General features: G+C 57.0%; 23 protein-coding genes and 1 pseudogene. 14 read left to right on the top strand and 10 right to left on the bottom strand.

The genetic code is table 11. From position 1 onward, the window contains the following. The first annotated feature begins 28 nt into the window (after positions 1–28). The 3 genes from OKW35_RS38920 to OKW35_RS38910 all read left to right on the top strand — a co-directional run bounded on the left by OKW35_RS38920 (position 29) and on the right by OKW35_RS38910 (position 3323). The gene (locus OKW35_RS38920; protein WP_429554843.1) at positions 29–1180 is read left to right on the top strand and encodes a methyl-accepting chemotaxis protein; all 1152 of its coding nucleotides are present in this window, start codon (positions 29–31) and stop codon (positions 1178–1180) included. Between the two features lie 263 nt (positions 1181–1443). After that, a complete protein-coding gene (locus tag OKW35_RS38915) occupies positions 1444–2709 on the top strand; it encodes an IS256 family transposase (protein WP_090812446.1) in 1266 nt (421 codons plus the stop codon). Positions 2710–3146: 437 nt separating this feature from the next. Then, on the top strand, positions 3147–3323 hold the full coding sequence (locus OKW35_RS38910; RefSeq protein ID WP_429554842.1) for a hypothetical protein: 177 nt from the start codon (positions 3147–3149) through the stop codon (positions 3321–3323). A 221-nt stretch (positions 3324–3544) separates the two neighbouring features. Here the strand turns inward: OKW35_RS38910 and OKW35_RS38905 are convergent. From OKW35_RS38905 to OKW35_RS38860, 10 genes and pseudogenes are all read right to left on the bottom strand, one after another. After that, positions 3545–4218, bottom strand: a pseudogene (locus OKW35_RS38905) (GntR family transcriptional regulator). A 143-nt stretch (positions 4219–4361) separates the two neighbouring features. Further along, positions 4362–5060: a GntR family transcriptional regulator gene (locus OKW35_RS38900; RefSeq protein ID WP_184062844.1), complete on the bottom strand. Its 699-nt coding sequence runs from the start codon at positions 5058–5060 to the stop codon at positions 4362–4364. 1059 nt (positions 5061–6119) lie between these two features. Beyond that, positions 6120–6665 carry a tripartite tricarboxylate transporter substrate-binding protein gene (locus tag OKW35_RS38895; protein WP_184062842.1) on the bottom strand — a complete coding sequence of 182 codons (546 nt, stop codon included), beginning with the start codon at positions 6663–6665 and terminating at the stop codon, positions 6120–6122. A 133-nt stretch (positions 6666–6798) separates the two neighbouring features. Then, a complete protein-coding gene (locus OKW35_RS38890; protein ID WP_311734868.1) occupies positions 6799–7344 on the bottom strand; it encodes a flavin reductase family protein in 546 nt (181 codons plus the stop codon). 93 nt (positions 7345–7437) lie between these two features. Beyond that, a complete protein-coding gene (locus OKW35_RS38885) occupies positions 7438–8109 on the bottom strand; it encodes a 4-carboxy-4-hydroxy-2-oxoadipate aldolase/oxaloacetate decarboxylase (RefSeq protein WP_184062839.1) in 672 nt (223 codons plus the stop codon). Then, positions 8106–8783, bottom strand: a complete 678-nt coding sequence (locus OKW35_RS38880) for an RraA family protein (protein ID WP_429554841.1) — start codon at positions 8781–8783, stop codon at positions 8106–8108. Before OKW35_RS38880 ends, OKW35_RS38885 begins: the two co-directional genes overlap by 4 nt. 2 nt (positions 8784–8785) lie before the next feature. Beyond that, a complete protein-coding gene (locus OKW35_RS38875) occupies positions 8786–9448 on the bottom strand; it encodes an RraA family protein (protein WP_184062835.1) in 663 nt (220 codons plus the stop codon). Positions 9449–9463: 15 nt separating this feature from the next. Then, the gene (locus OKW35_RS38870; RefSeq protein ID WP_184062833.1) at positions 9464–10465 is read right to left on the bottom strand and encodes a protocatechuate 3,4-dioxygenase; all 1002 of its coding nucleotides are present in this window, start codon (positions 10463–10465) and stop codon (positions 9464–9466) included. Between the two features lie 26 nt (positions 10466–10491). After that, a complete protein-coding gene (locus OKW35_RS38865) occupies positions 10492–11505 on the bottom strand; it encodes an amidohydrolase family protein (protein ID WP_027197812.1) in 1014 nt (337 codons plus the stop codon). Positions 11506–11561: 56 nt separating this feature from the next. Further along, positions 11562–12518 carry a PDR/VanB family oxidoreductase gene (locus OKW35_RS38860; RefSeq protein WP_429488515.1) on the bottom strand — a complete coding sequence of 319 codons (957 nt, stop codon included), beginning with the start codon at positions 12516–12518 and terminating at the stop codon, positions 11562–11564. Positions 12519–12717: 199 nt separating this feature from the next. Here OKW35_RS38860 and OKW35_RS38855 point away from each other — a divergent pair, with 199 nt between their 5' ends. The 11 genes from OKW35_RS38855 to OKW35_RS38805 all read left to right on the top strand — a co-directional run bounded on the left by OKW35_RS38855 (position 12718) and on the right by OKW35_RS38805 (position 25099). After that, on the top strand, positions 12718–13860 hold the full coding sequence (locus tag OKW35_RS38855; RefSeq protein ID WP_429406308.1) for a glycosyl hydrolase: 1143 nt from the start codon (positions 12718–12720) through the stop codon (positions 13858–13860). 72 nt (positions 13861–13932) lie between these two features. Beyond that, positions 13933–15117 (top strand): acyl-CoA dehydrogenase family protein, encoded by a 1185-nt coding sequence (locus OKW35_RS38850; protein WP_429554840.1) that lies wholly within the window; start codon positions 13933–13935, stop codon positions 15115–15117. 9 nt (positions 15118–15126) lie between these two features. Further along, positions 15127–15432: a hypothetical protein gene (locus OKW35_RS38845; protein WP_184062819.1), complete on the top strand. Its 306-nt coding sequence runs from the start codon at positions 15127–15129 to the stop codon at positions 15430–15432. Between the two features lie 64 nt (positions 15433–15496). Continuing rightward, the gene (locus OKW35_RS38840) at positions 15497–16750 is read left to right on the top strand and encodes a Rieske 2Fe-2S domain-containing protein (protein WP_429554839.1); all 1254 of its coding nucleotides are present in this window, start codon (positions 15497–15499) and stop codon (positions 16748–16750) included. A gap of 7 nt (positions 16751–16757) precedes the next feature. Then, positions 16758–17552: an amidohydrolase family protein gene (locus OKW35_RS38835; protein ID WP_429554838.1), complete on the top strand. Its 795-nt coding sequence runs from the start codon at positions 16758–16760 to the stop codon at positions 17550–17552. 27 nt (positions 17553–17579) lie between these two features. Then, a complete protein-coding gene (locus OKW35_RS38830; RefSeq protein WP_184062813.1) occupies positions 17580–18683 on the top strand; it encodes a zinc-dependent alcohol dehydrogenase in 1104 nt (367 codons plus the stop codon). 44 nt (positions 18684–18727) lie between these two features. Then, positions 18728–19573 (top strand): amidohydrolase family protein, encoded by an 846-nt coding sequence (locus OKW35_RS38825; RefSeq protein WP_184062811.1) that lies wholly within the window; start codon positions 18728–18730, stop codon positions 19571–19573. A 237-nt stretch (positions 19574–19810) separates the two neighbouring features. Next, complete coding sequence (locus OKW35_RS38820; protein WP_260321311.1) at positions 19811–20875, top strand: aromatic ring-hydroxylating dioxygenase subunit alpha; 1065 nt, start codon at positions 19811–19813, stop codon at positions 20873–20875. 50 nt (positions 20876–20925) lie between these two features. Continuing rightward, the gene (locus tag OKW35_RS38815; RefSeq protein ID WP_429554837.1) at positions 20926–22491 is read left to right on the top strand and encodes an FAD-dependent oxidoreductase; all 1566 of its coding nucleotides are present in this window, start codon (positions 20926–20928) and stop codon (positions 22489–22491) included. A 31-nt stretch (positions 22492–22522) separates the two neighbouring features. Continuing rightward, positions 22523–23860 (top strand): MFS transporter, encoded by a 1338-nt coding sequence (locus OKW35_RS38810; protein ID WP_184062809.1) that lies wholly within the window; start codon positions 22523–22525, stop codon positions 23858–23860. Between the two features lie 66 nt (positions 23861–23926). Beyond that, entirely contained in the window at positions 23927–25099 is a 1173-nt protein-coding gene (locus OKW35_RS38805) for a mandelate racemase/muconate lactonizing enzyme family protein (protein ID WP_429554836.1), read from the top strand. The last annotated feature ends 33 nt before the right edge of the window (positions 25100–25132 follow it).

Here is a 25132-nt window from a genome sequence, read left to right as displayed (position 1 = left end):
GACGTTATCTCAACTCTACACGCTTGCAATGTCTGATAATCCGGATCTTGCTACCGAGCGTGTGCTCGCCAACACCAAGATCTTTGCTGTTTTCAAATCCACGGAGGAGACGCTCACCGCCCATATGGACTTCATTCAGAAGCAGGCAGATCAGGCTGCGGAAAAGGCCATTCATGACTATGATGTGGCCTTGATGCTGACGTTCACCGTAATATGTATCGCTATCGTTGCTACGGTATATGTCTGCAACACGGTTGCGACGTCGATCGTCTTCCCGTTGAATGACGCCGTAAAGATTGCTGAGGCAGTTGCGTCAGGGGATTTGACGTCAGAAGTCAGGGTACATTCCGATACTGAACTTGGCCAATTGATGCGCGCGCTTCGCAGCATGAATGAGAGTCTCGTGGATATCGTAAAGCAGGTCCGGTCCGGCAGTGAGGCGGTATTGACCGGCGCAACCGAAATCGCCGCGGGGAACGAGAATCTGAGCCAGCGCACCGGGGAACAGGCGGCGTCTCTCGAGCAGACGGTAGCTTCGATCCAGCAGTTGACGGCGACGGTGCAGAACAACGCGGCGAATGCCAAACAAGGCCTCAAACTCGCACAGACTACGTCCGATCTGGCAAACAGCGGTGGAGAGGTCATGAAACACGTTGTGACCACCATGAGCGGCATTGCCGATCAATCGAGGAAAGTCGCCGACATCATTGCGACTATCGAGGGCATCGCTTTTCAGACCAATATCCTAGCCCTTAACGCGGCGGTCGAAGCCGCACGTGCTGGCAACGAAGGCCGTGGCTTCGCCGTCGTGGCCCAGGAAGTCCGCACGCTGGCTCAACGCTCGGCAACGGCGGCCAAAGAGATCAAGGAATTGGTCAGCAATTCGGTCACCCGCGTTGTCCAAGGATCTCAACTGGTGAACGATGCCGGGTCCAAAATCAACGACGTGGTGAGTGAGTTCACCCGGGTCTCGACTCTGATGGAGGAGATCACCCACGCATCCGATGACGGCCACCGCGGCATCATGGAGATAAATAAGGCGATCGGCGAAATCGATACAGTGACCCAGCACAACGCAGCCTTGGTCGAAGAGGCCGCTGCTGCAGCCCGTGGCGTTCATGCAGAAGCAGAGCGCCTACAGACACTGGTTACTAACTTCAAGATCGCACGCGCCATCTAAATCAGAGTCTCCAGGCACAAAAAAGCCATCGATGAGGGATGGTTTCCTTGATATCGACGAAGACTGCGGTACTGCGGACAACTTATTGCAACAGAACCGAGAAAAAGCCCCCGATGTTAATTAACTGCATCCCAAAAGTTCGACAGAGCTAAAGTCGAATCTGGTGTACGGGGGAGTTGAGGCGGGAAGTTGAAGGCGGTGGAGGTTTCAGCTGAGAATCTGATTGTCGAAGTCGGAAACCAGCAAACAACAAACCATCCACCATGAGCAAGGATACGGAAAAAGCAGTTGTCGGTCTATTGGGCGCCGGCCTGGGGCTGGACGATTTGGTTCGTCAAGGGGCACGGCAAGTGATTCAACAAGCGATTGAAGCGGAGCTGGCAGAGCTGATGGAGCGGTTCGCGAACGTCAAGACCATGCATGGACAGCGCGCGGTGGTCCGCAACGGCTACTTGCCGGAACGCGATGTGTTGACGGCGGCCGGGCCGATTCAGGTGAAGGTACCGAAGGTGCGTGATCGATCAGGATTCGGCGTGAAGTTCAACTCGACGATCGTGCCGCCGTACGTGAGGAAGTCGCCCCGCGTAAGCGCAGCCCTGCCGTGGCTGTATCTGAAGGGTATTTCGACGGGCGACATGGGCGAAGCGTTAAAGGTGCTCGTGGGCGATGACGCCAAGGGCTTGTCGGCCAACGTGGTGAGTCGGCTGAAGGCGCAATGGGCTGAAGATCATGCGGCCTGGAGCAAGCGGGACTTGTCGGAATCACACTATGTGTACTGGTGGGTGGACGGCATTCACACCGGGCTGCGCAGCGAGAACTCGGACGGTCAATGCTTGCTCGTGATCATCGGCGTGAGGCCGGATGGGAGCAAAGAGCGCGTGGCGATCGGCGATGGGTATCGCGAGACGAAAGCATCGTGGCTGGAACTGTTGCTCGACCTGAAAAAGCGCGGTCTGAAGGCGGGTCCACGGCTGGCGGTCGGCGACGGCGCGATGGGCTTCTGGGCGGCGCTGGAGGAAGTGTTTCCGACAACGCGTGGTCAGCGCTGTTGGTTTCACAAGATGGGCAACGTGCTCAACGCGCTGCCCAAGTCGCAGCAGGCGCGCGCGAAGGCCGACATGCAATCGATCTGGATGGCCGCGACGCGTGCCGAAGCCCATGCCGCGTTCGATCGTTTCGTGTCGATCTATGCGGCCAAATATCCGAAGGCGGCGGAGACGCTGAAGAAGGACCGAGAGAGCTTGCTGGCCTTCTACGAGTTCCCCGCCGAACATTGGCAGCATCTGCGTACCACCAACGCGATTGAATCGACGTTCGCGACGGTGCGCCACCGTACGACACGTACGCGTAACTGCGTGTCGCGACCTACCTTCCTCGGCCTGGCATTCAAGCTGATTGAGGAAGCCGAGAAAACTTGGCGCCGTATCAACGGCCCGGAAAAGATCAAGCTGTTGCTCGAGGGTGTGGCCTTCAAGGACGGCGAACCGGTGCAAGACGATCGACCGGTTCAGCAGAAACTCGCCGCTTGAAATCGACCGCCATCAAAATGTTCATACACCACTCTTGACGTTAGCTCAGTTCGACACGGATCCAACCTTTGGGGTGTCTTTCATGGCGAAGTACGATAAGCGGTTCAAACTGAAGTTAAGCAACACGCATTTGCGCGGGGGGAGTTGGGCGGCCAGTATTGGCAGCCCGCCACGAGATCGGCTACTCGATGTTGCGTCGCTGGGTTGATGCCTATCGTTTGCACGGCGACGCAACGCTATGCCCTAAGCGCAGTCGATACGACGTTCACTTCGCGGGCCGAAGGTGCTCAGGCTCACGTCGCGTGAGGGACTTTCCCTGCGCGAAGTCACGGCTCTGTAGGACATCCACGATCCTGCCAGGGTCTCGCAATGGGTGCGCCTATATGATGAGGGCGCTGCAGATGCTCTGATGCCCCGCCGACGATGGCGTCCAAAAAATGCCCAAGACCCGGCGTGACCTGCCTGTTGAAGAGAAAGCTGCCGATACGCGATCACGCGAAGAACAACTCAGGGAACTCGTGTATCTGCGGATGGAGGCGGCGTATCTGAAAAAGCTCGATGCGCTGTCCAGGGGAAAAACCAAACAGCACAAAAGAAAAACACGCAAATCGTGAAGGGCTGCGGACTCGGTATCCGCTTGCCGCACTACTGAAAATCGCGGGACTGGGCGGTGAGCGCGTATCACCGCACGGATGGTGCTGACAACGCCATGAAGCCACCATGAATGCCAACATCGTGTCCAGCGGCAAGGTACCGTGGGGCCGAACACCTCCTGTACACGACGTTCCAATCAAATGAGCGTAAGGGGGCACAGATTGCGGCCCTCCTTTCGTTTTTAGGCCCCTCTAGCGGCCAGCACCCTCACCAGTCCTTCCAAAACCACTGAACGCCCTTGATCATAGGCTGCAAGCAGATGAACTCTGTCCCGACTTTCCAGTGCCTGCACCAATCGCGCTTCGATATCTCTGCCCGGCGATGTTCCGGACTTGCCGAGACATCCGCGGCCAGCGCACGATAGCGATCCGACAAACGCATCAAACGCAGGATTTCTAGCTTGATCACCTTGTGTGGAGACAGTTCGAAAATCGTGTCGTGGAAAGCACGGTGCTTTTCGATCCAGCCATCGCGATTACCCGCCGCCAGCAACTCCGTGAGATCTGTAAGCATTCGCTTGAGCAGCGTCAGCTGCTCGGGCGTAGGCCACTCGATCGTGCTCAGCAGTTCTGCCTCAAGCAGTTGACGCATCCGATATAGTTGTCGGGCCTCATCACTTGACAACTGTGCGACAAAGAATCCACGATTCGGATCGTGCTCAATGATGCCTTCTGCCGCCAAGAGCTTCAGTGCTTCCCGGATCGGAACGCGGCTGATCCCGAATCGATCAGCAAGTTCCGACTGCCGCAGTTGGAGGCCCGGTGCTAACACCCCTCGATTAATCAGCTTGCGCGTCTCTGCGGCCACGTGAGCCGGAAAATCAACGGTGTCCGTTTCGCGAAGTGCGGTGACCATCTACTCCCCACCAAAACGAAATACATTTTGGTCTTATATATCAAGATTCGAACTTCCGAGTATCTCTCGTTGGCAAAATGAAGAAAAGCCCTTTTCTGTTCAGGATTCCGACAGCAGATCACTCACGGTGCCGTTTTTTTCGTTTATTCCCGGGCCGCAAGCACTATCATCAACCCGTCAAGAACCACCGTTCGCCCTTTCTCATAAGTTGAGAGCAGCAATTCCCGGTCTTTGCTTTCCAAAGCGTTCACGAGTTTTGCTTCGATATTAGCGTTACGATTTTGCGGATGCGCTGAAATATCGGCAGCCAGCGCCCGATAACGATCGGTGAGTCGCAACAATCGTAGGACTTCCCGTTTAATCACTTTATTAGGCGAGAGGTTGAAAATCTTATCGTGAAGTGTGCGGTGTAATTCGATCCACCCCTCACGATTACCGGCTTGAATCAATTCTTCAAGCCGGGACAGTAAGCCCTTGAATTCCCTGATCTGCGCGGATGTGGGCCATTCAACCGTCATGAGCAACTCTGCTTCGAGGAGTTGGCGCATCCAATACAACTGTCGGGCCTCACCGCTCGACAACTGAGCGACGAAAAATCCACGATTCGGATCGTGTTCGATGATGCCTTCCGCCGCCAGTAGTTTCAATGCCTCACGCACCGGCACACGGCTGATGCCGAAACGTTCCGCGAGGTCCGACTGTCGCAGTTGAAAGCCGGGCGCGAGCGTTCCCCTATTGATCAGTTTTCGCGTCTCTGACGCCACCTGAGCTGGAAAGTCAATGCCATCCACTTCCGGGACGGTAGCAATAGGAGTTCGGCCTGGTGTCGGAATCGCATTCATTTTAGTATTATATCTGAAAATCTTCGCCTGACAACGTTGTCAGGCGATTCGGTGATCGACCGTTAGAAGGTCTTATAAACTCCCGGCCAGGAAAAGCGCAGAGCCTGGCCAACGGAGATAATCGGGTGAGGAATGGTACTTCTGCGCGCCGTATAGCTGACGTTGATGAACGAGAACGCGCCACAGCGTCGCTATGCCCCGCGCGAGATGTTCAACACTCCTTGCTGGGTTGTGGGCTGGTGCATCGTGACGCTTGTTGCTTGCCCAATGACTTTCGAGCGTGGGAGTCGTCGAACAGCAGACGCAGCGCTGGGTTGAGGAGGCTGTCTCGATGCGATAGACAATGACCTGTGTTCGATCGTCCGGGTCGCGCAGGAGCGCAGTGGTAAATCGAGCGCGGTCTTTGTGGACGGTCGACCTACGCGAGAGCGCCACGTGCGGGTCACGACGGCTACAAACGAAAATGCGGCGGCGAGGTCCACGCGAACGCAGCTTTGCTGGCTCAACTGCGTCCGCCGGCTGAGCCAGACGCGCAGTCATTTATACCCCGGAATTGGCTTGCGCAAAAAACTTGGTTACCACCGCCCGCAAATTCGCCACGCTGCACTGTCAATGTGGAGAAGCGTGAAGGACTTTATGTCCGCATAGATGAAAGTACGTCTGTTCAGAGACATTTCGGCCAGTGCCAGATGTAGCAGTCGAGGCCCCAAACAGAAACTTCCCCGTTCGTCCTGCGCCACCGATCCGGTGCTGCGTAGGCTACAAATGTATCGGTAGGCTGGTACTGCGCGACATGTTCAAGTGTGTCGAAATCTCCTGCTGGCGAAGTGCGAAACATTCTTCCACGGCACCGGTGGCGCATGCGTGATCCGAATGCCAAACGCCGCCAAGATCACGCTTTCATTGCAACCTGGTCACGCAAAAGCCAGCTCATTACGACCTTGGGTTTAAGCGTCTTATCCAGCTTCGCCATGAAAAACCCCAAGGGTCGGATTTATCTCCAATTCTTGGGGTTCAGTGCAACGATAGGGGTTTTCTATGTTGCACCGTGGTTTCAGATCAGTACACGAAGCCGGGCATCACTTCGCTCGCAGTGGGAACATCCTTGATCTCGGGGATACGCGCCGAACCAAAGACCACCAGGGGACGCATCTGACCTTTCTTGATGTACGGGGCTGCGACATCGTACGGAACCGGGATCACCTGCACCTTCGCTTTCATCAAACCGTCGATTTCCTCTGCGGTATCCTTGTACGATAACTTGACCATGCGAACACCGTTACGCTTTTGCAATGTGGTCATCGCGGTCAGGTCGCGCGTACCGTCAGCCGTCGTACCGAAGGTGTAGCAATCCGGATTATCTTTCAGGCGACTAATCAGATCCGCGTAGTCCTTGATGTCGGTTCCGGACACGCCTTTGCCGATTTCAGCGACCAGAACAACACCCGTGGGCGCACCAACCGGGGCTGCCGCTGCCGGCTTAGCCGCAGGTGCAGCAATAGGTGCAGGTGCCGGTTTGGCAGGTGTACTCGCGAGGGCGACGCCCGAGATCAGTGCGCCCGCTGCGAGGACTGCCGAGAGGAAGAGTTTCCGGTTCAGTTTCAAGATCAATTGTCTCCAAGTATTCTAAAGGATGCCTGAAAGGCGGCTAACAATAATGCATTTTGTGATTAACAAAATCGCATCATATCTTGCGTGCGGAATAATGCGGGCCGTACCTCCATCTGAAATTTTTAAATTAGTCGGACCCCCAGTTGGAGATCCACAGTAAATCATGGAAATCGACGGCTCTATTCGCCTGAAATTCGCCGTAAGAGCCTTGGGAATACAGCAGCGGCGTCGTTGCGTCGCCATTAATGGCAGTGCCTTCGACATGCCCAAAAATCACGGCGTGGGTACCAATCTCAATGATGCGTTCGACGCTGCAATCGAAATTGACCATAGTATTGGCCAAAGCCGGAGCCCCCGTCTTAATACGATTCCACGTCCCTGCCTGAAACTTTTCTTGCGGCGAAATGGGTCGCGAGAACCGCTGCGCCAATTCCCGCTCACTGCGCGCCAGAACGTTGACGACGAAGTTGCCAGTGGCCTGCACATGCGCCAGAGACGAGTTTGCACGATTGATACAGACCAGCAGAATAGGAGGCGCTGCACTAACAGACGTCACAGCGGTTGCGGTCATGCCGGCAAGCGGTCCGTCCGTGTCCGAACCGGTAGTGATCAAACATACGTGCCCGGTCAAACAGCGCATGGCGCGTTTGAATTCGGATTCTTCTATGCTCACCTCACCCTCCAATCAAAAAACCAGACGGCGAAAATGGAGGGGTGGCGTTTTTTCGGGACGCCACCCATGCTATAGACGCGAGTCTCAGCCGGTTTATTGATCCCAACCGAAGATACTGAGCGTGCTCTCGCCCGCTTCCATTCGCTTCATCTGCTGTGCTTCTGCTGCTTCGCGTGCTTCGGATGCAATGATCACCTCGGCGATTCGCTCACGCGGGATGCACACGACGCCGTCTTCATCACCAACGATCAGGTCACCTGCATTTATAGTGACATCGTCGAATCGAATCGGGGCGTTGATCCAACCTCTGGCGCCGAAATCTTTTCCTGTGCCACGGATACAAAGACCGCGAGCGAAAACGGGAAACCCGATCTCGGACAGCAGCCGCTGATCACGAACACAGCCGTTAATGACGAGACCGGCAAGCCCCCGAACCTTTGCGGCCGTTGACATGATCTCGCCCCAGTACCCGTGTTCATATGCTTCGCTTACGGAGACGACCAGGACATCACCTGGTTGTGCTCCGTAAATCGCACGGTGAAGCCAAAGGTTATCGCCACCGGGCGAATGGACGGTCACAGCTGGGCCGCAAATCTTGAAGCCGGGCGCGACAGGCTTAATTTCATAAGGCAGGACGCCGATCTTTCCGGCAGCCTCGTGAAGCGTTGCTGCCGGCAATTTCGCGGCGGCGTCAAGCAAATTGACGTCCGGTCGCTCGATAGCGAGACGCGTGGTCTCATGACGATTGAAAACCGGGCCCGTCATGCCTCTTCTCCAGTCCGACGCGTTTGCAGTTGATGGTACTTGAACTGTTTGCGAGCCTCGTCTAGCCGCATACCCGTTGCCACAGACCGTCGGATTGCATTTTCCGCGGCATCGATTTCTTCAGCAGCAGCAAGCACGCGTTCTTCGTGTTCCTTCGGAATCGAGATCACGCCGTCCGCGTCACCGCGCAGCAGATCGCCCGGAGCAACGCGCACGTTACCGATATTCACCGGAACGTTGGTGGCTTCGACCTGCACGCGATCCTTGCCCGTGCGCATCCAGTTATCCTTGGAGAAAACCGGGTAACCGAGCGACAGGCACAGGTGTACGTCACGATTTATGCCGTCGATTACGGTACCAGCGATACCACGGCGATGAGCGATCTCGGTCAGGATGTCGCCCCATACCGTTGCGTCTTCGCGACCACCGTTGTCGAGGACGATGACCGAACCCGGCGGAACGTCGTCGATGAAGTCACCCACGGTGCCTGCGGGCGAAGCGGCGGGGCCGTAGAGAATCGTGAATGCCCGACCGGCCATTCGGAACGACGAATCACGCGGCTTGATCTTGTGGCACTGACCGTTCAGGCCCAATCGGTCCAGTGCGTCGCTCAGGGTCGCCGTTTCGAGTTTCGCTGCGCGGGCAACATTCTTGTCTTGTTCGATTTCGGACATGGTTAATCCTTAAGCATAAATTCGTAGTTGCCACCCATGACTTCATGGATCGGCGTGTCCGCCAGTAGTGCCTTCGCCATCAAGGCTTCGCGTGCGACGATCGATTCAGCAGTCTCGACCACCCTGGCGATGTTTGCCTTGCTGATGAAAATCACGGCGCTGCTGTCGGCGATCACGTAGTCGCCGGCTTCCACTGCGGCCCCGAAGACTTCAATGGGGACGTTCACGCCCTTTTCGACGATACGGCCACGAGCGGTGAGCGCCGTGAACTTGTTTGTGAACACCGGCAGGCCCATCTCGCGGGATTCGTCGATATCGCGAACCGGACCGTCAGCGATCACGCCCGCGATACCGCGAACCTTGGCACCCAGCGACAGGATGCCGCCCCACGAACCGGCTTCAATACCGGTGCGCTGCTCGACAACGATCACATCGTCGGAGTTGCCGAGTTCGATCGCGGTGGTGCCCAGATGACGCGGCGGGCCGGGAGGCGGATCACCAACACCGAGTTTCATCGTGATAACGCGACCTGCGATGCGCTTCGTGCCTGAGGCTTGGGCGACGCCGCTCACGACGCCGGACAAGCCGAGTTTATCGAGTGCGTCCGAGACTGCGCAGCAGTCCAGCCGACGAAGGCGGTGGATCAATTCGTCTTTGGTTGCCATATATTTGATGTTTCCTTATTCGGACTGCGGCTTCCAGTACACAAAGCCCATGGCGTTGCCGGTACCGGCTTCGCTGCGATAGCAGGGCACATAGTCGACCACCGTCATGTCGAAGGCGAGTTCATCCATCATGCCGGCGACGGGAATCCAGTTCTTGATTTCCGATGTACCCGCCTGGAAGATTTCTTCGCCCAACGCGAATACCGGCGTGAGGTCGTGGTTCTTCATCGCGTCGAGAATCAGATTGTCGACGCGCTCGTCAATGACGAAGTGCGTCAGACCACCGGAAGCGATGACAGCTACACGTGCGTCCGAATCCCACGATTCGATGGCGCGAGCAATCGATGCACCGAAAGCGTGGCAGCGTGCGACTGTCGGTTGATTCGGCGGATAGAACGTATTGACAAACACCGGCACGGTCGGAACGACCTGGTCTTTCATCAGCTGGCGGAACACGAAGCCGTATGCATGCGGCGTTTCCGTTTCTGACAAGCGGCCAAGAGCGGCCACGTCAAAGTTGTCGGCGATCGCGTTCTTGATAATGTGCTTTGCAAGCTCTGGAACGCCTTCATGCGTGGCAGTTTCCGGCTTGTAACCCGGCATCGAATGGCGCACGCCCGGAGGCATTTGCATCAATTTATCGTGACTGATCATGTTGTTCACGATCGTCGGGCCGTGCATGACGCCGAATGCGGGAATGCAATCAGTGGTGAAAATTTCCATCTGATCGTTGCCGACAATGACAACGACGTCAGCTTTGGCCTCAGCCAGCACCCGCGCCATTTCCTCGATAGCCGCCCGGCACTGAGCATGGCGCTCCTTCCACTTCTCCGGCGTGATCTGATCCGCGAGGTTCTCGCTACGGCGATATTCAACGAGTTCATCGAAGGCCCATTCGCGGCCTTCGAAATCATGCTTGCTCAGTCGATCATCAGGTACGCGAGCGCCCCAGGTCTCCGGTGGCGTGATGAGCATGGGGCCATGCGAAGTTCCCATTCCCAATACGATTTTTGCCATGATTTCGAGTCCTGTGGGCGTCGGGATTATTCGTAATCCGCGAGGTTGAGCTTAAAGAAGTCGCGAGCGTTCCCGAAGAAGATTGCATCCTTCTCTGCTTTCGACAGCCAGTCGAAGCTTTCGATATACGGCTTGATGTCGTCGAAAGTGCGGCCGGTGTCCGGGTTGATAGCCGAACCCACGCCCGGGCACTCAGCGCCGAACATGCAGCGGTCAGCGCCAACCGTCTTGATCAGTAGACGCAGCGATTCTTCGGAGTAGAGCACGGTGTCGTAGTACAGATTTCGCATGCCCTCGAGGAAGTTGCGGCCGGCACGCGAGGCGCCCGACTGGAAACGGCCGATCTGGTAGGGGATCGAACCGCCGCCGTGCGACACCATGATCTTCAGATTCGGAAAGTCCTTGAAGACGTTCGAATTGACGAGGTTGAACACCGCGATCGTTTCTTCGTTAATGAAGTGAACGGTGTACGGCGAACGAGCCGACTGCGAGCCAGTAGCGTGAATGTGCGCCGGTACGTCGAGTTCGCACAGTTTCTCGTACAGTGGGTACCAGTAACGATCACCGAGACCGGGGGCTTCGACGCCGCTGTTTTCGAATGGGTCGGGATTCAGCAGTACGCCCTTGAAGCCCAGTTCCTTGACGCAGCGCTCCAGTTCCGGCAGCACGACCTCGATCGGGTCGCCCGACACTTGCGGCAGGCCGCCGACTCCGATGAAACGCTTCGGCAGCAGCTTGACAGTGCGCGAGATGATGTTGTTGGTTTCTTCCGTGAACCAGTGCACGAGCTTGCCCGGCTTCTGGCTGTGCATCATCTGGAACGGACGCGGCGACATCAGCTGGACGTTCGTGCCGACGCGGTCGAGCATGTCGAGGTGGCCAACCGGCGCCATTTCCTTCTTGTTGGCGTAGTGCAGGATTTCCTCGTCGGTCACCTCCGGCATCTTGCGACCGTGTTCGCCCCGATGCGACAGAATGTGTGCCTTGTAGACCCACAATTCTGCGGGTGCGCTGACGTGACCGTGGCAATCAATAATCACTTACGTGTCTCCTTGATTAACGTGATGGTGGGTGCCCGTAGGCACACGGGTGTTTGTTACAGATCGAGGACGAGACGATCGCCCTTGCAGCCAGAACAGCAGATAATCATCGTCTTGTTCGAAGCCTTTTCGGGCTCCGACAGAATGGCGTCGCGGTGATCCGGCTCACCTTCCAGCACGCGGACTTCACATGCACCGCATACGCCTTCTTCGCACGAGTATGAGATCGGTACACCGGCTTCGCGCACGACGTTGAGAATCGTCTTGCCTTGAGGGACGGTGAGCGTCTTGCCGCTCTTACGCAGTTCAACGACGTAGTTGCCATCGAGTGCGGCTTCGTGTTTGGCACTGAAGTACTCGACGTGGACTTGTTCAGGGGGCAAAGTCGAGCAAGCCTTTTCGAATGCTTCGAGCATCGGGCCGGGGCCGCAGCAATAGAAATGGGCCGACGCCGGCTCCCGCTTCACCACGTCTTCGATATTCAGAAACGTGCCGACTTCTGCGTCGACGTGAACGAGCGAACCTTCGAACGTCTTCAATTCTTCAGCGTAGGCGACGTCAACCCGGTCTCGGCACGAATAATAGATACGCGGCGACTTTCCGATTTCCTTCAGGCGACGCGCCATACACAGAATAGGCGTGATCCCGATACCACCGGCAACCAGAATCGTGTGCTTAGCGTCTTCGTCGAGGGGGAAGTTGTTGCGCGGGGTTTCGACCTGCACGAGGTCGCCGACACGCATCGTTTCGTGGATGTAGCGGGAGCCACCACGCGACTGCGGGTCGAGTTTGACGCCAATCACGTACGAACGCTGCGTCAGGCTATTGCTGGACTCAAGGAGGGAGTACTGACGCGTCAATCCGTTCGGCAGGATCAGTGCGACGTGCGAACCCGCGTCAGCGGCGGGCAGACGCTCGCCCTCGGGGTCTTCAAAGGTCAGAGCCAGCGTGTTGCGCGCTAAATATTGACTCGCCGTCAAGCGCAGAGTCATCACTTCATTAAGTTCAGTCATCTCACCTCCAAAATCATAGAACGCGCGGAACCCTGCGAATGGGGGGCAGGCATCACACATCACGCTTCCTCAGTCACCAATCATTGAAAGTTTCTTGCCAACCGTTTGACGCGTAATTCTTTTTTGCATATTATTTCGTCTGAGCGGGAAAAAGTCAAAGACAGGCGACATCACATGGGGTATTCCCTAGGGAGGAGAAATGATTGCAGTTTTGACCACCAACGGTGGAACCGTTACGCACGGTGATGGCGCGGCAACGACGCTACTGGTTGCTACGATTCGCGGCATGCTCGTATTCGAGCGTGAAGACGCCAGTGCCCCGTGGGATCTCACGCGCACGACGCTGGAAGATCGCCACGTGAGCGCGTTGCTCTATGTTCCGGGTGCGGGCCTGTTGTTCGCGGGCGCACACGGCCAAGGCAGTCTCGTGGTCTCGAAGGACTTGGGCCTGACGTGGGAACCAGCCAACAATGGCCTGAAGAGCACGCATATTTATACGATGGCGCAGCAGGAGCGCGACGGGAAGACCGTCCTGTTCCTGGGCACTGAGCCGTCCGCGCTTTATCGCAGCGACGATCTGGGTGCTTCGTGGGTCGAAATTCCCGAAATGATGACGGTGCCGGACCAGGACAGGTGGACGTTCCCGCCGCCCCCGCATATTGCACACGTCAAGAACATTTCGTTTCACCCGGCCGAACCCGAAACGCTTTATGTCTGTATTGAACAGGGCGCGCTTCTCAAGACCACCGACGACGGCAAGACGTGGAACGAGCCGCGGTCGTACGAATCGGAAAACGACAAGTTCTACCACGACAACCACCGCGTGGTGATCCGCCCGTCGAATCCGAAACAGATCTTCATGTGCGGCGGCGAAGGCCTGCATTACAGCGCAGACGCTGGCGAGACCTGGGTTCACCTGATGACGCGTCAAGACCTTATCGGTTATCCCGACGCCATGTTTATCGACCCGCGCAACGAGAACGTTTTGTATCTCGGTGGACCGGGTAACGCACCGCGCGATTGGGGCGCCCGTAAGTCGGCGAACGCAACTGTTCTCAAGAGCACCGATGGTGGTGTTACCTGGAAACATATGCGTAACGGTCTGCCCGAGGAAATTATCGGCAACATCGAGGGTATGGGTATGTACCGTTGGGATGACAAGATCATGCTCATCGCCGGTACGGCAACGGGCGAAATCTATGCGACGGAAAACGACGGCGAAAGCTGGTACGTCGTCTCCGAAGACGTTCCGCCGATCTCGAAGGGCGGTCACTATCGCTGGTTCCTCGACGCCAAGGAACGTATGACCGTCGAAGATCGTTATGGTCGCAACGAACACTGAGCGATATCTAAGCAAAAACCATTCTGCACGCCGGCCACGTTCCGGCGCACCAAGTCCTCCCAGGAGAATGTCTTGAGCCGTATTAACAGCCGCGAGGAAGCCCTCGATATTGCCCGTGGTTTGCATGACGCGATTCGTTCACGCGTCAAACAGACCGAAAGCGACCGCGTGGTGCCCAAAGAAACGATCGATGTACTGCGCGAAACGGGTCTTTTCAACATCATCACACCGAAGACGTTTGGCGGTTCCGAACTAGGTTTCACTACGCTCGTCGAAGTTACGGCAGAAATCGCATCGGCCTGTGGCTCGACGGGTTGGGTTTTCGGCGTTCTGGCGGGTCATAGCTGGATGTTGAATCTGTTCCCGTTGCAAGCACAGCAAGACGTGCTTGGCAAAGGCCACGTATTGACGGCAACCGTGTTCCGCTTGGGCGGCACGATTACCGAAGTCGACGGCGGCTACAAACTCGTGAACGGCGACGGTCGCTTCTGTTCGGGTATCGACCACGTGCAATGGGTCATCATCGGAAACGCCGTGCAGCATTCCGATGGGCCGCCTGAACCGCGCTTTTTCGTGATCCCGCGTTCGGATATCGAAATTGTCGATGACTGGCACACGGCTGGCCTGCGTGGCACCGGTAGCCGCACGATCAAGGTCGCGGAAGCGTTCATCCCGAAACATCGTTCGGTGTCGGTCAAAGACATGATGACGGGCAACGTCGAAGGCGCTGACGCAATGCGTGCCCCGATCTACCGGATGCCTTTCCAGAACGTCACGCCGTTCTCGCTCATCGGCGCGCCGCTGGGCATGGCACGCGCAGCACTCCGTTCGTTCGCTGAGGGTTTGGCGCCGTGTCTTCAGGCAATGCCGGCCGCTCAAATGGCGGAACAGTCGGCTACGATCGAACGCCTGGCACACGCGACGGCAGATCTCGACGCGGCCTACGCATTGATTCTCGAAGACACGCGCCGCGTCGATACGGCAGAAAGTGCAGAGTCACTGACGGCGCTCGAATGGTCACGTATACCGCGCGACTGGGCGTATTCCGCTCAAACCGCTCGTCGCGCCGCCAACAGTGTCTTCGAAGCTGCCGGCGGCACCAGCATTTACAACGCTTCGGAGCTCCAACGTATCTGGCGCGACGTCAATTCCGCCGCCCAGCACTTTGCTTTCACGTGGGATTCGGCGCTGACGGCATTTGGTCGCCATGCGCTCGGCCTCCCACCTTCGCAGTTCGGTCCAGGTCCCAAGAAATAAGGATGAGCCATGAACGTGGATGATATTCACTCGATCGAAGATTACTCACCGCAAACGCTGCGTGAACTGATCGGGCGCGTGGAGAAGTCGAGTACGTTCGAGCACATGATTTACCGCGAATCCGAGCTCGATGAAGTCTGGCGGCTGCTCGATAACGATATCGTCGCTGCTGCACGGCAGGGCTCGAATGTGCGGGAAGTGCAGAACCTTGCTGCTCTGCGCAACCTGATTGTCGAAGCGCACGATTTCATTGGCAACGACAGCAACACCGTAGACGCGCGTGATCGATTGCTGAAGGCCGTCGAACTCGTTTAACGCTAGTGGGAGCGCATTTATCTCCCGCGCATATTCACAGATAAACAAAATCTAGGAGCAAACCATGCTTTCCCGCGAAGATAACGACGTTCTGACCCAGGTTGGTAAAGGCACGCCGAACGGCGACATGATCCGTCAATTCTGGATTCCGATGATGCTGGCGTCGGAAATCAGCGAGCCTGGCGGCAAGCCCGTGCGTGTGCGTCTGTTGGGCGAAGGCCTAGTGGCGTTCCGCGATAGCGACGGCAAGGTTGGTCTGCTCGAAGAACAGTGCCCGCACCGTCGTGCGTCGCTCGCGCTGGGCGACAACTCGGAAGGCGGCCTGCGTTGTCTGTATCACGGTTGGAAGTTCGCCGTCGATGGTCAGTGCATGGACACTCCGACGGAGCCGGAAGATTCGAAGCTGTGCTCGCGTATCAAGGCAGTGGCGTATCCGACTCGAGAAGTCGCTGGCGTGATCTGGACGTACATGGGCGATCCCGCGAAGGTTCCGCAATTCCCCGACTTCGATTTCCTATCGTACCCGGCGGAAAAGGTTGTTGCGTTCAAGGTACTCGAAGACTGCAACTACGCCCAAGCCGTCGAGGGCACGATCGACTCCGCACACGCAGGCGTCCTGCACCGTGAACAACCGTGGGCAGCGCCGGCCAAGTACGAACACGAACGCGATCTGCGTCCGAAGATCGAAGTCGAGTACACGCACTACGGCCTGCGCTATGCAGGCGTGCGCAATTTCCGTGAAGAAGGCAAGTTGCACGCCCGCGTCACGCAAGTGATCCTGCCGTTTTTCACGCTGATTCCGCCCGATGGATTCGGCGTGCGCAAGAACCGTCGCATGGCAAATGCATTTGTTCCGCGCGATGACGAATCGACGTGGCATATCCAGTGGTTCTTCGACGAAACGCAGCCTGTCGATATCGAATATCGTATTCAGGAAGGCGGTCACTGGCTCGATGAAAACTTCCGCAAGGAGCTCAACATCGACAACTGGTACAAGCAGGATCGCGAGGCGATGAAGACGACGTCGATGTCGGGCATCAAGGGCATCCTGACGCAGGACCACGCAGTCAGTGAAACTCAGGGCCGTATCCTCGACCGCACGAAGGAACACCTCGGCACATCGGATGTCGCGGTCGTTGCATGGCGTCGTCAGATGATCCGTGCGGCTCGTGCTTACTCGGAAAGCGGCGAATTGCCGAGCGTGTTGACGACCACGATTCCGTGGAATGAGATTCACGCTTCGACGGTGATTTTCCCGAACGACCGTACGTGGAAAGAAGAAGTACCCCTCAATCCGGAAGTCGCTCTGAAGGCCTGAGGTCCACATGATCGTCGATAGTCACGCGCATGTTTCGCCTCATTGGTATGAGCCTGTCGAGACGTTGATCGACCAAATGAATGAGTATGGCGTTGATATGGCCATTCTCACTCAGATGATCGGACAGACGGATAACCGATATCAGCAAGACTGCGTCAAGCGATATCCGGGCCGTCTGTCGAGCGTGGCTTGGGTTGATGTCGAAGCCCCGGACGTTGCAATGACGATCAAAAACCTCGCAACCGATGGCGTGTCGGGTATTCGGCTTCGCCCCTCCTCGTGTCTTCCGGATGGTCGTCTTCCGGAAGCATGGCGTGCAGTCCAGGAAACTGGATTGCCCGTCAGTTGCGTGGGGTCGGCGGAAGCATTCAACGCGCAGGGGTTTATCGAACTGGTTGCGAGGTTGGCAGGGACGACCATCGTCCTCGAACATCTGGGTGGCACCAGCACGCCCGTCACGACAGATGAGCAGTTAGCTATTCGTCGCCAGGTGTTCAAGCTCGCCGCCTTTCCGAATGTCATGCTCAAGGTTCCGGGGCTCGGCGAATTGATGCCTCGCGACCCGAAAACCTGGCATCTGGGCCGTCCCTTCGGGGACGCGACGTCGCCACTTGTCCACGAGGCGGTAGCCGCATTCGGCGCGAATCGCCTGATGTGGGGTTCCGATTTCCCAGTCGTGAGTTCTCGCGAAGGCTACGGGAATGCATTGGATCTCACCCGTATTGCACTCAATGGATTACCTGATGAGGATCTCAACGCGATCTTCGGTGGTAACGCACTTCGCGTATTTGGGAAACTCTGAGATCGAAAACGAGCAGGAGACAAACACATGACGAAGAAGGTACTGGCAGCAGTTAAGACGGATGTCGAAACCACGGAAATTCGTGAATTCGATTATCCGACTGTCAAGCCTGAAACCGGAATTCTGCACATCGAAGCCAGTGGCGTAGGTGGCAGCGATCCCGAGCTCTACCGCAAGGCCGGCCACGTTCCGGTCATCATGGGCCACGAAAACGTCGGGACCATCGAAGAAGTCGGTGAAGTCGCGGCCAAGCGTTGGGGCGTGAAGCCCGGCGATCGCGTTGCTCTGCACGAATATCTCCCGTGCTGGCACTGCGAATGGTGCATGAAGGGAGATTTCCGTCTGTGTATGGACGTCGATTTCTTCAATGTGAAGGATCGCCTGAATACCGATCGGTTCGGCATGTCCACCGCCAACAAGGCACCGCATTTGTGGGGTGGCTACGCGCAGTATATGCATCTGCCGCTCAACACGGTGTTGCATAAAATTCCGCAAAACATGCCGGCAACGCACGCAACACTGGCAGTGCCGTTCGGTAACGGCGTGCAGTGGGCGTGTCTCGACGGCGGCGCAGGTCCCGGTAAGGTCGTACTCGTCTGGGGACCGGGCCAGCAGGGCTTGGGCTGCGTGCTGGCGGCAAAGGCCGCAGGCTCATATACGGTGATTCTGGCCGGCATGACGCGCGATCAAAGTCGTCTCGATCTGTCGCTGCGCCTGGGCGCCGACTATGCAGTCAACGTCGAAACGCAAGAGCTCGAAGCCGAAGTGATGCGTATCACCAAGGGTCGGGGCGTGGACGTCGTGGTTGATACGACCGGCGACCCCAAGGGCGAGATCGTCAAGCAGTCGATCGCACTGGCGGCAAAAGGCGCCTATCTGAGCCTGAACGGCCTGGAGCAGCACGTACCGATCGGCGAGATCAAGAAGCGCTATCTGACGGTTCGTGCACCGCGTGGCCGTAGCTACGCAGCGGTCGAATTGGCACTGCGCTATGTAGGCTCAGGCCGCTATCCGATCGATGAAGTGTGCTCGCACACGTTCGGCCTGTCGCAGGTGCACGACGCAATTCTGGCCACCGCAGGTCGGGGCATTCAAGGTGCGATCCACGTGTGCGTGGACCCGTGGAAATAATGCCGCAGATCATTGGTTAAATTGAATTTAATAGAGGTAACGTCATGATTGACAGCCACGCACACCTTATTTCGACCGACCGCGAGAAATATCCGCCGTCGCCGCTGAGCGGCGTTCTGGAAGAAAACGCATTCGACAATCCGGTAACGGCTGAGCGCTTGATCGACTTGCTCGGCACATTCGGTATCGATAAGGCGCTCGCGGTCCAACGCGCGCACCTCTACGGCTTCCACAACGACTACGTCGTGGATTCCGCACAGAAATATCCGGACCGTCTGCGTTCGCTGTGCATGCTCGACGCACTGGCACCGAACGTCGAAGAAACGGTGAAATACTGGGTCGGCGAGCGCGGCTCGGTCGGCATCCGTCTGACGGAACCGAAGAAAGGTGCAGACAGCAGTTGGTTCGCTTCGACGCAAGCGCGTCGTGCATGGGCAGCAGTGACGGATCTCGGCGGCAGCGTGCGTCTGCACTTCTACCGCTGGAATCGTTTGGCAGCACTCGAAGCGCTTCAAGACGTGGTGACGGAGTTCCCTGATACGCCGGTTATTCTTGACCACTTTTCAAATATTGTCGGCGAGGGCCCGGGACCGGATTACGGCGTGGATGAAGCACTGCTGAAATTCGTCGACAGTCCGAACGTCTTCTTGCTTTATTCCATGATCAACCTCGGCAAGTTGAAAGCGCTCGAGCTGCCGTCCGCGCCGGTTGTCGAGCGTGTGGTGCGCTCGTTCGGTGCCGATCGTGTGATGTGGGGTTCCGACATCGCTCAATCGAAGGGCGACTACAAGGACATGGTCCAGCTGGCGAAGGACTCCGTCTCCACCCTGTCGGCCGAAGATCAGCGCAAGGTGCTGCATACGACGGCTGAGCGCGTCTACTTCAGCTAATGAAGTTGCAAACATAAACGGCGTTCTGACTGGAACGCCGTTTACGTGCATTTCAGGGTTATCCCGAGTCATGTCGCGCGAAGCAACGCGATAAGATGCCATGAATACTGAATTGAATACTATTTAGGATGCCAGTCCGGTTGAGTCACAGAGGTCGCATGCGCAAACTGGCAGGTCTATTGTGTCGCACCTTGTTCCGATTTATCCGTTCTCGATTCCTTTCTCAGGAGACTGACAATGAAATTCCTCCGGAACTGCTGGTATATGGTTGGATGGTCGAGCGAGTTTTCGGCTACTGATATCGTCCCGTTCACGGTGATGAACGAGGCACTGGCGCTCTACCGCAAGGAAGACGGCACGCTCGTAGCACTCGAAGATCTGTGTCCGCACCGCCTGGTTCCGCTGTCGGTCGGCCGTAAGGAGGGTGATGAACTGCGCTGTATGTACCATGGTCTGAAATTCTCCGCCGACGGACGCTGCACCGAAATCCCGGGCACCGATCGTATCTCGTCGAAGGTCTGCGTTCGTAGCTACCCGATCGAAGAAAAACATGGTGCTGCATGGGTTTGGATGGGTGACGCTGCAAAGGCTGATCCCGCGCTGATTCCGCCGATCGAAGGTCCGGACAGCGCTGTCTTCGCGATGAAATGCTCGAAGAAGGTATGGAAGGGGAACGCGGAAATTGTCGCTGACAACTTGCTCGACCTTTCGCACGCACCGTATGTTCACGAAGCGACGTTCGGTGCCAACAACAAAGTGTCGCTCAAGATTCAGAAAGATGGTGAAGCAAAGCGCGGCATCGATACGGTCGAGCGTGGCGTCGTTGCTGACCGCTGGCACCTGGGACGTCAGTCGAATCCATACTTCGGTGAAATCCCTTCCGACGACAACGTCGTCAGCACGTTCCTCGTGCCGGGCGTCTTCATCCTCAAGATCCATTCGTACGCCCCGGGCGTTCAGGATCGTCTCGTCGATGGCAGGCCCACAGAAGAGCCGATCTTCCGCCGTTGCACATGCCAGATGATCACGCCGATCAACGATACGGAATCGATGTTCTTCTACAACTTCGGTCCTGATCACGAGCATGCCGATCTCGCAGATCACGCTTTCGCGATCGCCGAAGCCGCATTCGCTGAAGACAAGGCAATCATCGAGACGCAGCAGGCAACGATCTCGAAAACGCCGGGGCGCAAGATGATCATGTTGGTGATGGATCAACCGGTGCTGCGTTACAACGAAATCTACAACGGTCTTCGCTCGGCGGAAGAGGCTGAGCGAGCCGCTGCTGCCCCCGCAGCCTAGGTAGATCGAACCGCGCTGGTATGTTTTCTGAGACACGAGGAATAACGAAAATGGAATTGAATTGGACCGAGCCCCGATGGGATGACCAGGCCGATATGGTTGTTGTCGGCTACGGCGGCGCCGGCGCGGTGTTTGCGCTTGAAGCTGCTGAGCAGGGCGCCGACGTGCTCATTCTCGAAAAGGGTGCGCAGGGCGGCGGCAACTCGGTCTGCGTCGCGGGCGGTCTGATCATGACCTCTGTCGACGAAGAAGAGTCGTTCAAATATCTGAATTGGCTGTGTGGAGGCCAAACTGATGAAAGCGTTCTTCGCCATTTCGTGTCGAGCCTCAAGAACATACCCGCCTGGCAGCACAAACTCGAATTGCCGCTCAAGGACAACCCGCAGCCGTTCTCGGCACCGGGATTTTTTCCCGAATTCCCGGGGGCTCCCGGCGGGGAAAGCATCAAAGGTATGAGCGTCGTCGCCGCACCGGGCGGAGCTGGCCTCTGGAATGCGATCTCCGCACAAGCGGAGAAGGCGGGTGGCCGCGTCCAGTGCAACACTCGCGTCACCAGGTTGGTTCAGCACCCGGCCACGAAACGGATTCTCGGTGTTGAAGCCGAACATGACGGCAAGACGATCGCGGTGCGTGCTCGCAAGGCAGTCGTGTTGGCCAGTGGCGGCTTCGAGGCGAACGACGCCATGTGCAAACAATTCCTGACTGCTTGCCCGATCTACTTCCTTGGTAGCCCGAATCTGACCGGCGACGGCATTCGAATGGCGCAGGAGGTTGGCGCGCAACTCTGGCACATGAACGCCGTAGCGGGCCCCCTGAACATGGGCATCAAGACGAAGGAAGGCTACGTCTATGTGACTTACGACCTGAACAAGGTCGCGGGCTTCGGCTATAAAAGCGGCGCCTTCAAGGACGGCGGCAGTCTGTTGTGGGTCAACCGCCAGGCGAAGCGCTTCCATAACGAAACGGTGGACACGTCGGTTGTCCAACATGGATTGGCCAATCGCGATACCTGGTTGGCAACGACGCCGGGCACCCCGGAATTCACGAACGTGCCGGCATTCCACATTTTCGATGAAAAGGTGCGTGCGGGCGGTGCGGCAATGACGACGCTGAATTCGCGTGTGCCGCCGTGGTCGCAAGACAACCTCAAGGAAATCGAAGAAGGCCTCGTCATCAAGGCCGATACGCTTGAAGAACTGGCGTTGAAGTGCCAGTGGCCGGAGATCCAGGGTGTGTGCAAGGCCGGCCGCCTCGATCCGGCCGCACTTCGCGAGACGGTTGAGCGTTACAACGATCAGTGCCGCAACAACCTTGATCGCGATTGCGGGCGCGAAACGTTCCTCGTGCCGCTCAACGATGAAGGCCCGTACTACGCGATCGGGCCAATGCTCCCGACCTATTTGAACACGCACGGCGGTCCGAAACACGACGCAGGTCAGCGTGTTCTCGATCATCAGAACAAGCCGATTTCCGGTCTTTATGCAATCGGAGAATGCGGATCGCTATGGGGACCGTATTACAACTCGATGGGCGATATCGCCGAGTTCATCGTATCTGGCGTGACGGCGGCAAAGACCGCACTCGCCGATAGTGGGCAGGAGAAGGGCGCTAAATAGTTGTACGGATAATTAGCAAGGAGACACTGTAGTGAGTGAGATCGCAGATGTACAAACGAAGTTGGCCCCCGCCGACAACGTGGAAGATTCAAAGACGACCAAAGGTGCATGGTGGATGCTTATCGTTTTGACGTCCACCTACGTCATCTCGTTTATCGATCGGGGCGCGCTTGCTCTCGTTGTCGGACCGATTAAGGAAGACCTCGGAATTTCCGATCTTCAGGTCAGTTTGTTGCTTGGCCTTTCCTTTATGTTGCTGTATAGCATGCTCAGTATTCCGATGGGCATTCTGGTCGACAAATACCAACGGAAGACGCTCCTCGGCGGCGCGATCATGGCATGGTCGGTGGTTCAGATGCTTTGTGGTCTGAGTACGACCTATCTCCAGTTGTTCTTCACACGTGTTGGTCTCGGTGTTGGTGAATCGGCGCTGGCACCCGGATCGCAGTCGATGATTCGTGACGCATTTCCGCCGCATCGTCGCAGTATTGCTTTCGGTATCTACAATATCGGTCCGATGTTGGGTACTGGTTTGTCCATGGCTCTCGGTGCCGTCCTGTTGAAGGCAGCTTCTGCAGGCGCATTCGATACACTACCTGTCGTCGGCGGCATGAAGCCCTGGCACTTTGTACTGCTGGTGCCGGGCATCATTGGGGTTCCGTTCGCGATTCTGCTTTGGCTGCTGCGTGAGCCGCCCCGTCGTTTCCAGACCGATATTTCCGATGTGACGTACAAGCAGACCATGTGCTTCGTCTGGAAGAATCGTGGCGTGTATGTTCAACTCTGGGCTGCGATTTGCCTATACGGTATTGCCATTGGTTCCCAGATGGCATGGCTTCCGGAAATCATCGCTCGCACGCTACATGTTGCCCGTCCGGAAATCGGTAAGGCGATAGGCGGCGTTGCACTGCTCGCTTCCCCACTCGGTCTCCTGATTTGCGGCGGAATCGCGGACCGGTTGCGCAAGCGCGGCATGGTCGATGCGCCTGTTCGGGTAGCGGCAGTCACAACGGCAATCGCCGCAGTCGTTACGGCATGCTTCCCGCTCGTCCATACGATGAGCGCGGGTATCGTCCTCTACTTCGTCCAAATGTTCATGTTTGCGATGTTCGCGGTGGCAGGCGGTGCAACGAATGCCGAGTTCACGCCGGGTAACATGATGGGCAAGATCACCGCCCTCTATTACTTGATCACGAATCTCGTCGGGTTGGCACTCGGCCCTACCGTGGTGGCGCTCGTTGCTAAATTCTTCGACGGTGCGAATGCACTTGGCGCCTCGTTCGTCATCTGCTACGTGGTCTCCGTGGCATTGGCAGTGATTCTGCTGATCCGTGTCAGCGGTGCATTGCGTCGGCCAGTTGTGCAATAACTCGTCGTCGCGTCGGGGCGTCATTTCTGACGTCCCTTCCCACGAATATCTATAGGTTTAAATCAAGTGAAGATAACCCGCGTTGAGTGCATTCCGATTTCGATGCCGCTGAAGAAGCCGATTAAGCTTCCGAATGTCACCATCACATGCCTGAATACGCTTTTCTTGGCTATTACAGCCGACAACGGTCTCGTCGGCTATGCGGAGTCGGGGGACACTTCATCGTGGTATCGCGGTGAAAGCCAAGCGTCGATGACGGCGATGATTTCCGATATTTTCGCGCCACGAATTTTGCTTGGTGAAGATGCGAGCAATATCGAAAAGATCGTCGGCATGATGGATCAACTCGCACGCGACAACAATCAGGCGAAGGCGTTGGTCGACTGTGCTCTGCATGATCTGAAGGGCAAATCTTTGGGCGTGCCAGTCTACAGCCTGTTGGGTGGCCGCACTCGCGAGAAGATTCCGCTCGGTTGGGTATTGTCGGCGGGTGAGCCCGAAAAGGTGGCCGAGCTCGCGATCCAGGTCCGCGAAAATGGCTTCTCGGCGTTCAAGCTCAAAGTCGGCCGTCATACGTTCAATAACGACGTGGCTACGGTCCGCGAAGTGCGAGCCGCGCTCGGTCCGGATGCCAAGATCATCCTGGACGCGAATGGCTCATGGAACTACGAGCAGGCGTTGGCGACGATGAAGCGCCTCGATCAATACAACCTCTCATTCATGGAGCAGCCACTGGCGCATCAATACCGCGACAGCCTGTCGAAACTGCGCGAGCGTATCACCACACCGATATACGCAGACGAGGGAGCGCAAGAGTTGGGCGATCTCCGCGAAATCGCCGAACGCCGTTCGGCCGATGGCGTCGTTTTCAAGATTCAGAAGGTCGGCGGGCTGGTCAAGGCACAACGATTCCTGGCCGCATGTCGCATGTACGACATTCCTGTCTTTTGCAGCACGCTGATCGGATCGGGTGTCGAATCCGGGCCGAGCACGCATCTCATGGTCGCAAACGAGTGGGCATGCCAGTTCATGAGCGAAAGCATGGGCCCTCTCGCGATCCACGCAGCATGGAACAGTGGTGATATCCCCGTCGATCAGGACTTGGCTATCGGCGGCCAGCGCTTTAGCGGCGGCTTTGCGTATCCGAGTGAAGGCGTCGGATTCGGATTTGCATTGAATCAAGAATTACTGGCCAAGATTCATACGCCGGGACAGCAGCATCGGGTTGTCGAAGCGTAATAGCGGAACACAAGGCGGCGGGCTCGATTCCGG

The sequence above is a fragment of the Paraburkholderia sp. MM5477-R1 genome (genome assembly GCF_050436385.1).
GTDB classification, from domain to species: Bacteria; Pseudomonadota; Gammaproteobacteria; order Burkholderiales; family Burkholderiaceae; genus Paraburkholderia; species Paraburkholderia tuberum.
The sequence above is the reverse complement of the archived record's forward strand: the minus strand, read 5'-3'. Positions and strand labels throughout refer to the sequence as shown.

What these genes read in the sequence shown, in the direction of transcription:
- OKW35_RS38875 (WP_184062835.1), bottom strand. Translation starts at nt 9,448, where the DNA reads ATGGCAACCAAAGACGAATTGATCCACCGCCTTCGTCGGCTGGACTGC.
- OKW35_RS38900 (WP_184062844.1), bottom strand. Translation starts at nt 5,060, where the DNA reads ATGAATGCGATTCCGACACCAGGCCGAACTCCTATTGCTACCGTCCCG.
- OKW35_RS38845 (WP_184062819.1), top strand. Translation starts at nt 15,127, where the DNA reads ATGAACGTGGATGATATTCACTCGATCGAAGATTACTCACCGCAAACG.
- OKW35_RS38910 (WP_429554842.1), top strand. Translation starts at nt 3,147, where the DNA reads ATGCCCAAGACCCGGCGTGACCTGCCTGTTGAAGAGAAAGCTGCCGAT.
- OKW35_RS38830 (WP_184062813.1), top strand. Translation starts at nt 17,580, where the DNA reads ATGACGAAGAAGGTACTGGCAGCAGTTAAGACGGATGTCGAAACCACG.
- OKW35_RS38880 (WP_429554841.1), bottom strand. Translation starts at nt 8,783, where the DNA reads ATGTCCGAAATCGAACAAGACAAGAATGTTGCCCGCGCAGCGAAACTC.
- OKW35_RS38815 (WP_429554837.1), top strand. Translation starts at nt 20,926, where the DNA reads ATGGAATTGAATTGGACCGAGCCCCGATGGGATGACCAGGCCGATATG.
- OKW35_RS38885 (WP_184062839.1), bottom strand. Translation starts at nt 8,109, where the DNA reads ATGACGGGCCCGGTTTTCAATCGTCATGAGACCACGCGTCTCGCTATC.
- OKW35_RS38820 (WP_260321311.1), top strand. Translation starts at nt 19,811, where the DNA reads ATGAAATTCCTCCGGAACTGCTGGTATATGGTTGGATGGTCGAGCGAG.
- OKW35_RS38915 (WP_090812446.1), top strand. Translation starts at nt 1,444, where the DNA reads ATGAGCAAGGATACGGAAAAAGCAGTTGTCGGTCTATTGGGCGCCGGC.
- OKW35_RS38860 (WP_429488515.1), bottom strand. Translation starts at nt 12,518, where the DNA reads ATGACTGAACTTAATGAAGTGATGACTCTGCGCTTGACGGCGAGTCAA.
- OKW35_RS38870 (WP_184062833.1), bottom strand. Translation starts at nt 10,465, where the DNA reads ATGGCAAAAATCGTATTGGGAATGGGAACTTCGCATGGCCCCATGCTC.
- OKW35_RS38920 (WP_429554843.1), top strand. Translation starts at nt 29, where the DNA reads ATGTCTGATAATCCGGATCTTGCTACCGAGCGTGTGCTCGCCAACACC.
- OKW35_RS38855 (WP_429406308.1), top strand. Translation starts at nt 12,718, where the DNA reads ATGATTGCAGTTTTGACCACCAACGGTGGAACCGTTACGCACGGTGAT.
- OKW35_RS38835 (WP_429554838.1), top strand. Translation starts at nt 16,758, where the DNA reads ATGATCGTCGATAGTCACGCGCATGTTTCGCCTCATTGGTATGAGCCT.
- OKW35_RS38840 (WP_429554839.1), top strand. Translation starts at nt 15,497, where the DNA reads ATGCTTTCCCGCGAAGATAACGACGTTCTGACCCAGGTTGGTAAAGGC.
- OKW35_RS38825 (WP_184062811.1), top strand. Translation starts at nt 18,728, where the DNA reads ATGATTGACAGCCACGCACACCTTATTTCGACCGACCGCGAGAAATAT.